Annotated in this window: 12 protein-coding genes; 4 read left to right on the top strand and 8 right to left on the bottom strand. The window is 59.5% G+C overall.

Annotated features, from left to right (window positions below):
- Positions 1-24: 24 nt before the first annotated feature.
- Genes SBC1_RS20365 through SBC1_RS20355 form a run of 3 tightly spaced genes read left to right on the top strand, consistent with a single transcriptional unit; the run spans position 25 to position 3,303 of the window.
- The gene (locus tag SBC1_RS20365) at positions 25-1,326 is read left to right on the top strand and encodes an MFS transporter (RefSeq protein ID WP_165097524.1); all 1,302 of its coding nucleotides are present in this window, start codon (positions 25-27) and stop codon (positions 1,324-1,326) included.
- A gap of 16 nt (positions 1,327-1,342) precedes the next feature.
- Entirely contained in the window at positions 1,343-2,344 is a 1,002-nt protein-coding gene (locus SBC1_RS20360) for a 4-hydroxythreonine-4-phosphate dehydrogenase PdxA (RefSeq protein WP_165097550.1), read from the top strand.
- 5 nt (positions 2,345-2,349) lie between these two features.
- Positions 2,350-3,303 (top strand): amidohydrolase, encoded by a 954-nt coding sequence (locus SBC1_RS20355; RefSeq protein WP_241202141.1) that lies wholly within the window; start codon positions 2,350-2,352, stop codon positions 3,301-3,303.
- Positions 3,304-3,461: 158 nt separating this feature from the next.
- Here SBC1_RS20355 and SBC1_RS20350 read toward each other — a convergent pair whose 3' ends face one another.
- Entirely contained in the window at positions 3,462-4,421 is a 960-nt protein-coding gene (locus tag SBC1_RS20350) for an SDR family oxidoreductase (protein ID WP_165097580.1), read from the bottom strand.
- Between the two features lie 90 nt (positions 4,422-4,511).
- On the opposite strand from SBC1_RS20350, the gene SBC1_RS20345 reads away from it, so the two are divergent.
- A complete protein-coding gene (locus SBC1_RS20345; protein WP_165097582.1) occupies positions 4,512-5,408 on the top strand; it encodes a LysR family transcriptional regulator in 897 nt (298 codons plus the stop codon).
- Between the two features lie 241 nt (positions 5,409-5,649).
- Here the strand turns inward: SBC1_RS20345 and SBC1_RS20340 are convergent, their stop codons facing one another.
- The 7 genes from SBC1_RS20340 to SBC1_RS20310 all read right to left on the bottom strand — a co-directional run bounded on the left by SBC1_RS20340 (position 5,650) and on the right by SBC1_RS20310 (position 12,412).
- Positions 5,650-6,921, bottom strand: coding sequence for an arsenic transporter (locus SBC1_RS20340; protein WP_165097597.1), 1,272 nt, complete (start codon positions 6,919-6,921; stop codon positions 5,650-5,652).
- A gap of 8 nt (positions 6,922-6,929) precedes the next feature.
- Positions 6,930-8,243: an MFS transporter gene (locus SBC1_RS20335; RefSeq protein WP_165097600.1), complete on the bottom strand. Its 1,314-nt coding sequence runs from the start codon at positions 8,241-8,243 to the stop codon at positions 6,930-6,932.
- Complete coding sequence (locus tag SBC1_RS20330; RefSeq protein ID WP_165093754.1) at positions 8,237-8,416, bottom strand: hypothetical protein; 180 nt, start codon at positions 8,414-8,416, stop codon at positions 8,237-8,239. The genes SBC1_RS20335 and SBC1_RS20330 overlap by 7 nt, the downstream gene beginning before the upstream one ends.
- 52 nt (positions 8,417-8,468) lie before the next feature.
- Complete coding sequence (locus tag SBC1_RS20325; RefSeq protein ID WP_165097603.1) at positions 8,469-9,035, bottom strand: hypothetical protein; 567 nt, start codon at positions 9,033-9,035, stop codon at positions 8,469-8,471.
- A 25-nt stretch (positions 9,036-9,060) separates the two neighbouring features.
- Positions 9,061-9,639 (bottom strand): hypothetical protein, encoded by a 579-nt coding sequence (locus SBC1_RS20320; protein WP_165097617.1) that lies wholly within the window; start codon positions 9,637-9,639, stop codon positions 9,061-9,063.
- A gap of 386 nt (positions 9,640-10,025) precedes the next feature.
- Positions 10,026-11,399: a sigma-54 dependent transcriptional regulator gene (locus SBC1_RS20315; RefSeq protein WP_165097620.1), complete on the bottom strand. Its 1,374-nt coding sequence runs from the start codon at positions 11,397-11,399 to the stop codon at positions 10,026-10,028.
- Positions 11,381-12,412 (bottom strand): PAS domain-containing sensor histidine kinase, encoded by a 1,032-nt coding sequence (locus SBC1_RS20310; protein WP_370469638.1) that lies wholly within the window; start codon positions 12,410-12,412, stop codon positions 11,381-11,383. Before SBC1_RS20310 ends, SBC1_RS20315 begins: the two co-directional genes overlap by 19 nt.
- Between the last annotated feature and the right edge of the window lie 83 nt (positions 12,413-12,495).

Below are 12,495 nucleotides of genomic sequence, written 5' to 3'. Positions count from 1 at the left end.
CCACCATAAGACCCGGAGACAACCATGCAAAGCCGTATCGAAGCGCGTGATCCACCACGTGCGATGGCGCAGGCAGAGAGGGCGACCAGCGTGCGCTGGCGCATCTTCGGCGTGGTGTTCCTCATCACGCTGATCAACCTGGTGGATCGGATATCGTTGTCCATCGCCATGCCGACTATCGCGAAGGAGTTCGCGCTTTCGCCGGCCATGCAAGGGCTGATCCTCTCCAGTTTCTTCTGGTCGTATGCGCTGCTGCAGATTCCCGGCGGTTGGCTCATCGACCGCTTCGGGCCGCGTCGCGTGGTGGCGGCCGCCACCTTGCTGTGGGGTGTGTTCCAGACCCTGCTCGGGGTAGCGTCAGGCGGGCTCTCAATGCTGCTGCTGCGGGTCGGACTGGGCGCCGCTGAAGCGCCGCTTTTCCCGGCCGGCAGTAAGCTCAACGCGTTGTGGCTCTCTAGGCATGAACGGGCACGCGGCGCGGTGCTGATGGATGCCGGCTCGCCGCTCGGCGCAGCCATTGGCGGCCTCGCGATCTCGAACCTGATTCTCGTATTCGGCTCGTGGCGCATGGCGTTCATCGCAGCGGGGCTGGTGACAATCGGTTGCGGCTGGCTTGCGTGGCACTATCTTCGCGACGATCCGGCGAAGCATCCCGGTGTGAACGCGACCGAACTCGAGCACATCAGCGGCGGTGCTGTTCCCCTTGCAAAGGTCGCGTTTAGCGCCGCCGATGAACTGCCGTTTCCGGTACGCTCGGCGGTGGCCATGTGCGTCGGACGGTTGAGCTGGGCGATGATCTTCTTCGGCCTGCTCACATGGGGACCGAGCTATCTCGCGCAGGCGCGCGGGCTGAGTCTTCAGCAGATTGGAACGTCGACGTTCTTCATCTTCCTGTCCGGCGCGCTGGGCTCGCTCTCGGGCGGCTTTCTCTGCGACGCGCTGTGTACCCGCGGCTGGACGCGTGGCAAAGTAGTGAAAGGCATGATCGCGCTGTCGGGTCTGACAACGCTCGGCGTGCTTGCCGCGTTGCCTTCTATCTCGTCGGCACTGGAGGCAGTCGTGGTGCTGTGCGTGGCGGCGTTTTTCCTGATGTGGGGTAGTCTCTACTGGAGCTTGCCATCGCTGCTCGCCAGTCCCCGGCGGGTTGGTCTGCTGGGCGCATTGATGAATTGCGCGGGGAGTGTAGGCGGTATTTCCATTCCGCTGATCACCGGCTTCATCCTGCAGCGGACGGGTTCGTTCGACATCGTCCTGCAGTTCTACAGCGCTTGTGCGCTGGTTTATATCATCGGCTCGATCGCTATTGATCTGCGCCGCACTCATTGAACATACGGTGAAACGCATGACACCTCGAATTGCAGTATTGCTTGGCGACCCGGCCGGAATCGGCCCAGAACTCATCGCGCGTCTGCTCGCCAAACCTGAGAACCGGGCGCGGGCCGACCTGCTTATTCTGGGCGATCGGCGTGAGCTCGAGACGGGCATGGAGATCGCGGGGCAGCGCTTCGACTACACCGTCGTCGACAACGAACAGGCCGCCGCAACGGGGACGGGTACCCCGTCTCTGATTGACTTTCGTCTGCCCGACGACACCCCATACGAACGCGCCGTCTCTACTGAACGCGGAGGCCGTTATAGCCTCGAAGCATTCAAGCAGGCATTGACGCTAACGAAAGCGAACCGCACGCAGGGCATGTTGTTTGCGCCGGTGAACAAGACCTCGCTGCACATGGCGGGCATGCAGACGGGCGACGAGATGGAATGGTTCGCGCAGCAGCTGGGTTACACCGGCGCGTTCTGTGAGTTCAACGTGCTAGACGAACTGTGGACTTCGCGCGTGACGTCGCACATAGCGCTGAAGGACGTGAGCGCGAAGCTTTCGGCTGAGCGGATCATTAACGCGGTGCGGCTGATTCACGACGGTCTCAAGCGTGCGGGCAACCCGGCGCCGCGTATTGCAGTGTGCGGCTTCAATCCGCATAACGGCGACAATGGCGCGTTCGGCCGCGAGGAGATCGACGTGATCGCGCCGGCCGTAGATGAAGCGCGCAAGCTGGGGTTTGATGCTCAAGGACCGTTCCCGGCAGACACAATCTTTGTGCGTGCCCGGGACCAGAAAGCGTTCGACGGCGTTGTCACCATGTACCACGACCAGGGCCAGATAGCGATGAAGCTGATGGGCTTCTGGCGCGGCGTCACGGTGCATGGCGGCCTGCCGGTGCCGATCGCGACCCCGGCACACGGCACGGCTTTCGATATCCACGGCAAGGGCAGCGCGGACGTAGGCGCGACGCAGAAGGCGTTCGATATCGTCACGCAAATGGCGCTTGCGCGCATGGGCTGATGAAAATGCCCACGCCCATTGATGTGATGCGCGAGCGCTTTCTGCAAAGCGGCGACAACGCCGACTTGCCGATTGTCGATGCGCATCATCACTTCTGGGACCTGCAGCGAAACTATCATCCGTGGCTGTGCGATCTGCCGCGCATTCCGTTTCGATACGGCGACTACGAAGCGATCTGCCGCGACTTCCTGCCGGAAGATTATTTCGCGCTGGCCGCGCCGCACCACGTAGTGAAGACGGTCATGATGGAAGGCGAGTGGACCCCGCGCGATCCGCTTGGCGAAGCGCGCTGGGCAACCACGCTGAACGCGCGCTGTGGTTTTCCGAATGCGATGGCGGGTCAGGTCTGGCTCGACCGTGCCGACGTAGCTGAGGTGCTGCACGAGTATCAATCGATGCCACTCGTGCGGAGCGTGCGGCACAAGCCCACAGCGGTGGCGCGCAGCGAGCATACGGCGACGTTCGCCGCGCCCGGGTCGATGCGTTGCGAACGATGGCGCACGGGGTATGCGCTACTCGCTGCCAGCGGCCTCATGTTCGAACTTCAGACGCCTTGGTGGCACTTCACCGAAGCGGTGGAACTCGCGCGGGATTTCCCAGGCGTGACGATCATTGTGAACCATACGGGGCTGCCTGCGGACCGGAGCGTCGAGGGCTTGCAAGCGTGGCGGACCGCGCTTGCACTGCTTGCTGCATGCGCGAACGTGAGGCTCAAGATATCCGGAATCGGCGAGCGAGACGTGCGTTGGAGTGTCGAGCGTAATCGTCCGATAGTGCGGGACGCGATCGAAATCTTTGGCGTTGAACGATGTATGTTCGCGAGCAATTTTCCCGTGGACAGCGTGGTGGTGAAGTTGAATACGCTGTTCGACGGCTTCAAGTCGATCGTCGCAGACTTGAAACCGTCCGAGCGGCTGGCGCTGTTTCACGACAACGCTAACGAGTTGTACCGGTTATGACGGCCTCAGGTTCGCGAACCCTATTGCACGACAAGCGCGTTCCATAACGTGAAGAGTTCGAGCATGTCCAGATCGTGATCATTGATCCATACCGCAGTCTGAAACAGCACAAACTTCGCGCGCGGGTCGCCAATAATCCCTGGCCGATCACAAGACGCTTAGATGCATTGCAGTGAAGTCAGCGTAGTCTTGACCGCCTCGTCCCACGGCGTATGCGGCTCCTCACCCAGCATGGCCAGCAGCGAAGCATTCTCCATGCGTATGGGCTCTTTCCACAAATATCGCATCTCGCGCATCTCACGGAATAGCTCGGAGAATGGCGACATTAGCGGAAGCACCCACCAAGGGAAAGCACGCACCTTGACTCCCGGCTCGCCGACCGAGCGTTTGATTGCACCGATCATCCGTGTGCCGTCGGTGTCCCAATGACCGCGCATGTGAAAGGTCGCGAAGACGGGTAGCCGATGTTCCTGTTCGATCAGGCGCACCATGGTTTGCGCTACATCGGGCAAATAAGCCCACTGATGTCCGATACCTGCCTTGCCCGGATAGAACATGGCGCGAACGGGTTTGCCCGGTTTGACGAGGCCCCCTGAAAACCAGCTATTTGCGCTACTGCCAGGTCCGAAAAAATCGCCTGCCCGGACGACAAGACATCGTATGCCGTCCGCGCTTGCCGCCTGCAGGCGGCGCTCCAGTTCGACGCGGATCGCACCCTTATGCGTCAGCGGTTCTTGAGCCGACGATTCGCGTAGTACAGGGAACGCGTTCGGGCCGTAGTTATAGACGGTGCCGGGCAACACGATTCTCGCGCCCGAAGCGCGCGCCGCAGCAATCGTGTTGTCGATCATAGGGAGCACGAGTCCGGCCCAGTTGCGGTATCCCGGTGGGTTGACCGCGTGGAGAATGATCTGCGCACCCTTCGCGGCTGCCATCACATCCTGTTGATTCATCGCGTCGCCCTTGATCCATTCGAATCGATCATCGCGATCGGTCAACGTAGTGGGATCACGATGCAACGCGCGCACCTTCCAGCCACGGGCAGCAAGTTGCCGCGCCACTTCACCGCCGATACTGCCGGTGGCCCCCAGAACCAATGCCATGCGAGTGTCTGTCATCTCTGCCCCCTCCTGGAATGATGATTATTCTTGCGCAAGCGGCGATTAAATGAAATTATCGATAGTAATAGAACTGATATACATTTTTGTATGACTGAGAATGAACCGAGTTGGGATCTCTACCGGACTTTCCTTGGCGTCATGCGCGAGGGTTCGCTCTCGGGGGCGGCGCGTGCGTTAGGGCTGACGCAGCCTACCGTAGGGCGTCATGTGGATGCGCTCGAACTGGCCATGGGTTATGCGCTCTTTATCCGCACGCAGCAGGGCCTTAGCCCTACGCAGGAAGCGTTGGCACTGAAGCCGTTTGCCGAAGCGCTGGAATCGAACAGCGCCGCGCTATTGCGGGCCGCGTCGAGTCAGGGCGTGGGAGTCCGCGGAACCATCCGCATCACTGCCAGCGACGTCATTAGCGTGGAAGTGCTCCCCCCTATCATCACCGCGCTGCATGTCGCTTACCCTGAGCTGGTCATTGAACTGGTGCCGTCCAACCGCATGGAAGACTTGCTGCAGCGCGAAGCGGACATAGCAGTGCGGATGCAGAGGCCAAGCCAAGGGGTATTGATTGCGCGCCGGATTGGCAATATTGAGCTTGGGCTTTACGCGCACAAACGTTATCTGGAGCGTCGCGGCAAGCCGGCGAATATCGACGACATTGCTAACCATGCGTTGATAGGCTTTGATAAGGAAACCGCCTTTATTCGCAGCATGAAGCCTCAGCTACCGGAGATGCGCCGGGAAATAATGGCGTTACGCACGGACAGCGACCTCGCTTCGCTTGCGATGTTGCGGGCGGGCTTTGGTATTGGAATGTGTCAGGTGGGGCTTGCTCGTCGCGACGCTGATCTGATCCGTCTTTTCCCTGGAAAGATATCGCTTCGACTGGATACCTGGCTTGCCATGCATGAAGACTTGCGCGACAACCCGAGTTGTAAGGTCGCGTTTGCAGCGCTGGCTGAAGGACTGGATCGATACGTTCTCGGTGCTTAGGCGAAACAACATTCCCTAAGCGCTTGGCGCAGCTGCAACGTCACAAGGGCGCGTCATGCGTTTTTTTGTTGCCGTGCTGCGCGAGCACGGATCTGACCAAGCGCTTCAGTTCGCCTGATTGACAGCACGGCTCGACGCGGTGCTGCGCCGCCGTTTTGACGTGGAACGCACGGGTTAGTGCTCCACGTCCTCACCACTGGAAGCGTCCCGGCGACTGTTCAGCCGCTGCCCGGTCAGCAGTTCATAATTTTCCGCTTATAGCGACCGCCGCTAGCGCAGCCCCCAACGCAGGCAATGTGACGACCACGCCAAGCTTCAGAAAGGACCACGCGCTCACTTCGATGCCGTCGCGGCGTAGCGCCGTCAGCCAGAGAATCGTGGCAAGGGAGCCCGTGACCGAGAAGTTTGGCCCGAGGTCGACGCCTACCAATACCGCACTTGCGATGGGTATAGGGGCGTGAGCGACCGTAAGGGCTGACCCGGCGATGAGGCCTGCCGGCAAGTTATTGATGAGATTGCAAGCAATAGCCATAACGGCGCCTGAAATCCAACCGGCGTGCGCAGGGATGGTTTGCGCAGCCGAATGTATGACCTGAGCGAGATGGTTAATGACGCCAGTATGCTGAAGACCTTCGACCAATACGAACAGCCCTGCGACGAGAGGAAGAACGGTCCAGGATATTTCCGCGAGATGTCCTGCTAGAAATGCCCGCTTGAGAACGCAGATAACGATGAATAGTGCGAGGCCCGCGCAAAACGTGGGGAGGCCGAGTGGGACATCGAATGCAGACGCCGCGAGCATCACGGCGGCCATGACAATAATTCCCAAACCGGTTGCTTTACCTGTGCCAGAGAGAGCAGGCACGTCGACATCAGCCTCGATTTTCTGGGTTAGCACGTCGCGTTGCATGAAACGGAGGACCAGATACGTGGCGACAATGCTCAAGCCAGAAGGAATTGCGAAACGACCAAGCCAGTGCATCAACGTGGGCATATGGTCCCGAAAAATCACCAGATTTGCGGGATTCGAAATTGGCAACGCAAAACTCGCGGCGTTGGCGATGAACGCGCAAATGTAGAGATAGGGTAGTGGCTCTTCCGCTTTGACCGCATGCGCCACCGCAAGGACAGCAGGCGTCAGAACAACCGCCGTTGCATCGTTAGACATCGAGATTGTCACGACCGTACCGACGCAGTACATCAGGAAAAATAGCCGCTTCGCCGAGCCTGCCGCCCGCTTTGCTGCAAGCGCCGCCAGGTAGTCGAATAGTCCCTCCTTCCTGGCAAGTTCCGAGGCCATCATCATGCCGGTTAAAAACAGGTACACGTCGGTGCCCTTGCCAATTGCATGCAGGGCGTCTGACCAGGACAGCATGCCAAATCCACACAAGGCCAATGCCCCCAGCACGGCCCACACCGCTTCCGGTAGTTCGAGAGGGCGGGTGATGACGGCTAGCGTTGATACTGCCGCGATGGCCCAGACAGAAAAGGGTGAGCTTAATAATTCGTTCATTTGGCAAATCAAGGAGGCGTGGTAATTAAATCCTGTGAGTCGGCACGCTGGGCTACGGCGCTGTCCTCACGAGGTGTGGTCTCAGGCATAAACACGGAAAAAAATATAAGAGCGAGCGCACCGATGGCAGACAACGTGAGAAACCCTGCTGTGAAGCCGAATTTCTCGACGACATACCCTCCTGTGACATTGCTTAGCGCCGCGCCCACTCCTACGGCCAACGCCATCAATCCTTGGGCAAGATTGAAGCGGCCCGTCCCTCGCATTAAATCCGATGCAATGACGACAGCGATAACGCCGAAGATGCCTGCCGCCACACCATCGAGCAGTTGAATGGCGACTACAGCATAAGGACTGCTGGTCATTGAGAAGAGGATGCCTCTGACAGGCAACACCGCTAGTGCGACCAGGAAAATCTTCTTTCGCCCAACGCCCCTGCGCATCGCACGCCCGACCACTGCAGCCACCCCGACCATCACCAACTGTGCAGCGATAACGCAAGCGCTCAACGCAATGACATCCATGCCTGGGTGAACCTTGGCGATGACTTGCCCTGCAAGCGGAAGCATCGCCGCATTTCCGAAGTGGAAAAGAATGACAGAGATGATGAAAACCCTGAGGTCCCGCTTCTTCCAGAGTTCCGAGAAGGCTATGGGATGGTGCTGGGCTTGGCCTCTTACTCGGCTCTCTGAGCCTCGTGCAAGCTCGTGGTCAATTTCCTTGGGTTTGATGAGTAGCACCACAACAGCACTCGCCACTGCAAATCCGCAGATAAGATAGAACAGCCAGATGACCCCGACATACTGACCCAGTGCGCCGGCCAATACCGCTGCTGTAAAATTGCCTGCATGATTGAAGCTCTCGTTGCGGCTTACTCGGGCGGGCAGTAAGCGATGGCCTACGATACCGAGGCTTAGCGCAGCAAGGCATGGAGGAATGATGGCCGACGCTGCGCCCAGCGTAATTTGTGCCGCCAGCACCGTGGGTAGCTTCGGGAAGAACGCGATGAGCAGGCAGCCCGCGGCGACCAGCAAGCCGGAAATCGCAATAAGCAGGCGTTTTGCACGAACCGCGTCAACTAACAAACCGGCGGGGATTTGGCATATGGCCGCTGCGATGCCGCTTGCTGCCATGACAAGCCCTATGTCGCCTGAGCCCCAATGTTGGGTGCCCTTGAGATACACCGACAGAAACGGACCCAAACCGTCTCGGACGTCTGCCATCAGAAAATTCAGGCCGTCCAGGCCGCGAAGGCTGCGATCGGAAGGTGACTTCGCTGATTCGACGCCGGCCGATGTTTCGCATGGGCGAGAACTCACCATTTTCTCCCGTTGCGATTGGGACCGAGCTGGGTGCCGACGATGTGCTTCTCCTCCCACGCGCCGACTGCGTCATTGTCGCTGCCATCCGCGTACCGCTGCGGGAGGTCATCGCTTGTTGTGACGACGTTAATGCTGTCGATATCGCTCGAGCTACACACGTCGGCGTGTGCCATCTTACGTTCTCCTTCGAAAGATCAGATTGATTCGAGATTGCGTAGCCCCGGTTTATTCGGCCTGAGCTTCCGCGCTGTCCGCGTCAACCAATTCAGCGATGTCGTCCACCTCGATGGTGTGGCCATACTTGTTCTTCACGCCGTGACCCCAGACCTGAATGTGAGCGCCGGGTTCGAGGTAACTGACAAGTTCAGCGGCGGCATGAGGAGGCATACGAATGGACGTTCCGCTGGTGAGAAGCGCGCCGCGGAGTTCCCCTTTCGGGCCGTACAGGGAAAGCTTGACCTCACCCGTGACTTCCATCGGCCGTTTTTCCACATGAGGCTTCTCGTGTTTCTCACCACCGTGATGTGGACCTTCGTCGAGGATCGCAAAACCAGAACTGGAGGTCAGCAGGACCGCCGCTACGATGTCGGCCGAACGGGGTTTCACACCACGCACTGTGACCTGGTCGCCGATGCCGATGTGCTTAGCGACCTGCTTTGACATATGCGGCGGAAAATGCACCTGCTTGTTCTTGCCGAGTACGAAGCCATCAAGCTCTCCATGCGGATTCAGCAGAAATTGAGTCACGGTACCGCGCGTTTCTTGCAGGCAGTTTGGGTCAATCCAATGCATGGTCTTACTCCGAAAAGTGGAAAGGTTAGTTGGGGAGGTCGTTGTATAACTGCGTGATGTTGTCTGGCGTGCCGAACGCAGTCGCTTGCAAGGCCTCGCCGTACTGATTGCGTGTGCCATAACCGCGAGCAGCAATAACAGCGTCGGGACGCAAGAGGTTCGTGAACTGCTGAGCGATGGGCGGTGGCATCTTGATGATGGTTCCGTCCTTGAGAATCACGCCGTCGGGTTCGCCTCGCGGCGCAGTAGTGACTCGCATGACGATCCCCTTGACGCTGAGCTTGACGAGACCCGCGCCACGCAGTGCTGGCGGTGCGCGCAGCGCATCTACCGGTGGTGGTTGGTCGTTGAGCTGTTGCCCGGTACGCTCGTTGGTAATCTGCTGTGCGCTCACATTGCCCGCGCCATCACGCAAGCCAACGATTCGAACGGCGTCGCCCCGACGTACGAGAGCGACCAGCTGTGAACTCATGTGCGGTGGGAAGTGAACGAGTGCGCCGTCTGCGAGAATGAAGCCGTCGACATCGCCTTCGGGATTGGTGACGAACCGGCTTATGGACCCGCTTGTCGTCCCGCTTGAGAGCGGCGATTGTTGTTGCGCCATGAAGGGCGTCGGCGCAGGCGGTGGAGCCGGCGGCGCCGTGTTCGGGATACTGCCCACAGGTGCGGCAGCGACAGGCGGCGGTGCAGATATATTTCCAGGTGCCGGCGCAGGCGCTGTTTGCGCGGCGCATGCGGTTGCGACGACCACAAGAGAAATCGCTGCAGCGCGTGCGAGGGTCGAGCCCGAGCATGTGTAGCTCGTAAGCTCGCATAGGTTCGCGATGCGAGATATTGACTTCGAGGGCATGGTTCTCTCCGTTGAACGACACGAAGACAATTGCAAGCCCTATGCCAAGCGCTCGGCGTACGGCCCATAAGGGTTAGCAGCCGGATGGGTTACCCGCGTGTCAAGTAACCCGACACTCCGCCGTCGGCTTTCTGGACACTTTATTCGATGCCCAGGCTGGCCAACTTTGCGTAGAGCGTTTGCCGGCTGATGCCGAGTCGGCGAGCCGCGTCGGCACGGTTGTTTCCGGTGAGTGCCAAGACGTTGCATATCAACGCGCGCTCGACCGTTTCCACGGCTTCCGGGAGAGCCATCTCGAAGAACTGGGGCGGCAGGAGCGAGCCCGTCTCGCCAGGCTTTTGGATAAGAAATGCTAAGTCATCCGACGTAATTGCCGGACCGGGAGCGAGAGCGCATGTGCGCTCAATGGCGTTCTTGAGCTCCCGGACGTTTCCCGGCCATCGATACGTGACCAATAATCGCTGGGCTGGCCCCGAGAGCCGCATTGGATGTCTCCTGGCGGCCGCAGCATCGGCGAGAAAGTGTTCGGCGAGCGGCAGGATATCCGCCAGGCGTTCCCGCAGCGGAGGCACGTGAATTGGAATGACGCTCAGGCGATACAGTAAATCCTCACGAAACTCGCCCGATTCGACCATTGCCTTCAAATCGCGGTGAGTCGCCGCGACGAGCCGTATGTTCACCGGAATCTGGCGATGTGTGCCTACAGGCGTGACATAGCGCTCCTGTATGACCCGCAGAAGCTTGGCTTGCATGGACGATGGCATGTCGCCAATCTCGTCCAGCAGCAGTGTCCCGCCGTCGGCTGCGGCAATGCATCCAACACGGTCGTTGGCTGCGCCGGTGAATGCGCCTTTGACGTGCCCAAACAGTTCGCTCTCCAGAAGGTCCGCGGGCACCGCCGCACAATTCACGGCCACGAAAGGCTTGCCGCGGCGCTTCGATACATCATGAAGAACGCGGGCGGCGACTTCCTTGCCCGTGCCTGTTTCTCCGGTGATGAGAACTGTGGCGTCTGATGAAGCTGCGCGCCCGATTTGCTTTTGCACTTCGCGCAGGGTGTCGCTAACCCCAAGCAGGCGAGGCTTCTTGCTGACGACCTCGGATGTGAAGGAGGACGCCGGGCTATCAACCGCCTCCGATGAGGCTTCGGACGAGACAATGCGTTCGAGCAACGACTGAATTGCCTGCCTGCCGACGGGCTTGGTCAAATGGTCGAACGCACCTAGCGTCATGGCTCCAATGGTATTGTCGCTGGTCGCAAAGCCTGTGAGCATCACGACCGGGAGTAATTGCCAACGGGGCTCGGCGCGAATGGCCTCCAGTACCGCGAGGCCATCCATGCCGGGAAGCCGGAAGTCAAGAAAGACACAGGTGAATGCGCTCGCAACTTGAAGCAGTTCGAGTGCCCGCTCGCCTGAGTTCGCTTCGTCGACATGGTGTCCAAGGTCAACTAGAGTCTCAACGAGACCTTCGCGGAATCCTTCGTCGTCGTCGACTACGAGTATGTGTGCCATGGGATATCAATTACAAAACATGCGCCGTGTTCAGAGTCCGCGACATAGGCGCGGCCGCCATGCGCCGTGGCAACTTCGCGAGCAACGGCCAAACCAAGTCCAGAGCCGTCAGGCCTGCCGGTGACGAAGGGCTCGAAGATGCGTTCGCGGTCGGAGGCAGGAACTCCCGGTCCATTGTCGATAACGACCAATCGCAAACTTTTGCCTTCCGGGGCGGCAATCCGGCGTGCCCGTACGACCACTTTGCCATTGCGCGGTGCGTGCCTGATGGCGTTCAAGATAAGGTTGTCGACGGCGCGAGCCAGTTGCGCGGGGTCGATATTCGCAGAGCAACTCCCGGGCTCCAGTATGTCCGATTGCAGCGCCTTCAGGTCAACGCTTAGATTGACGTTTTTCATGTCTGCCTGTTCGTTGTGCGCACTGACAGTGTTCGCCAGCCAAGAGGCTACATCAGTCGCTTTCTTTGAAACGGTCACAGGCTGCGTCAATGCGAGAAGGCTGGATACCTGAGTTTCGATGCGTTCCACCTGGACGAGGACCGACATCAGGGATTCACGCTGCCGGCTGCCATCACTAGCGATAGCGTTTTCAATCTTTAACCTGACCGCGCCAAGAGGGTTTCGGATTTCGTGGGCCACCTGCGCCGCCAGTCTCCCGAGAGATCCGAACCGTTCGGCCTGTATTAGCTGGTCGCCCAGGGCAACTGCGCGCTGTTGAAGCGCCTCAGAATGCGCTACGTAGGTGTTAAACGCGTGGACGATTTTGTCGAGGTCGGGCTCCCCAACTAACGGCAATCGTACCGTAGACCCGGTGTCTGGTTGCGGAGCGAGACCGCGTTCGAGCTGCGACAGATTGTTTTTCCATCGACGTAGCGCCAAACCTAGAACAACGGCAACCACAAGGATGCCTGCGAGAACGACCGCCAGCGACGAGACCAGGATTTGTCCGTACGGTCCAAGTGGTGCTTGGGCTCGGGTAAGCGTCCAGGCGTACAAACCCGGAACACCGTCCACGGCGCATGCGGCGACCACCGTTGCTCCTTGCCCTGCGCGTACAGAGTCAGATACCGAGGCGTGCGCTGTCGCAGAGCGCCTCA

The sequence above is a fragment of the Caballeronia sp. SBC1 genome, assembly GCF_011493005.1.
Taxonomy (GTDB): Bacteria; Pseudomonadota; Gammaproteobacteria; order Burkholderiales; family Burkholderiaceae; genus Caballeronia.
Note: the sequence above shows the minus strand (reverse complement) of the source record. Positions and strands in the feature narration are given on the sequence as shown.

Coding starts and splice junctions, on each gene's coding strand:
- SBC1_RS20360 (WP_165097550.1), top strand. CDS start 1,343: ATGACACCTCGAATTGCAGTATTGCTTGGCGACCCGGCCGGAATCGGC.
- SBC1_RS20335 (WP_165097600.1), bottom strand. CDS start 8,243: ATGGTGAGTTCTCGCCCATGCGAAACATCGGCCGGCGTCGAATCAGCG.
- SBC1_RS20365 (WP_165097524.1), top strand. CDS start 25: ATGCAAAGCCGTATCGAAGCGCGTGATCCACCACGTGCGATGGCGCAG.
- SBC1_RS20330 (WP_165093754.1), bottom strand. CDS start 8,416: ATGGCACACGCCGACGTGTGTAGCTCGAGCGATATCGACAGCATTAAC.
- SBC1_RS20345 (WP_165097582.1), top strand. CDS start 4,512: ATGACTGAGAATGAACCGAGTTGGGATCTCTACCGGACTTTCCTTGGC.
- SBC1_RS20320 (WP_165097617.1), bottom strand. CDS start 9,639: ATGGCGCAACAACAATCGCCGCTCTCAAGCGGGACGACAAGCGGGTCC.
- SBC1_RS20350 (WP_165097580.1), bottom strand. CDS start 4,421: ATGACAGACACTCGCATGGCATTGGTTCTGGGGGCCACCGGCAGTATC.
- SBC1_RS20315 (WP_165097620.1), bottom strand. CDS start 11,399: ATGGCACACATACTCGTAGTCGACGACGACGAAGGATTCCGCGAAGGT.
- SBC1_RS20340 (WP_165097597.1), bottom strand. CDS start 6,921: ATGAACGAATTATTAAGCTCACCCTTTTCTGTCTGGGCCATCGCGGCA.
- SBC1_RS20325 (WP_165097603.1), bottom strand. CDS start 9,035: ATGCATTGGATTGACCCAAACTGCCTGCAAGAAACGCGCGGTACCGTG.
- SBC1_RS20355 (WP_241202141.1), top strand. CDS start 2,350: ATGCCCACGCCCATTGATGTGATGCGCGAGCGCTTTCTGCAAAGCGGC.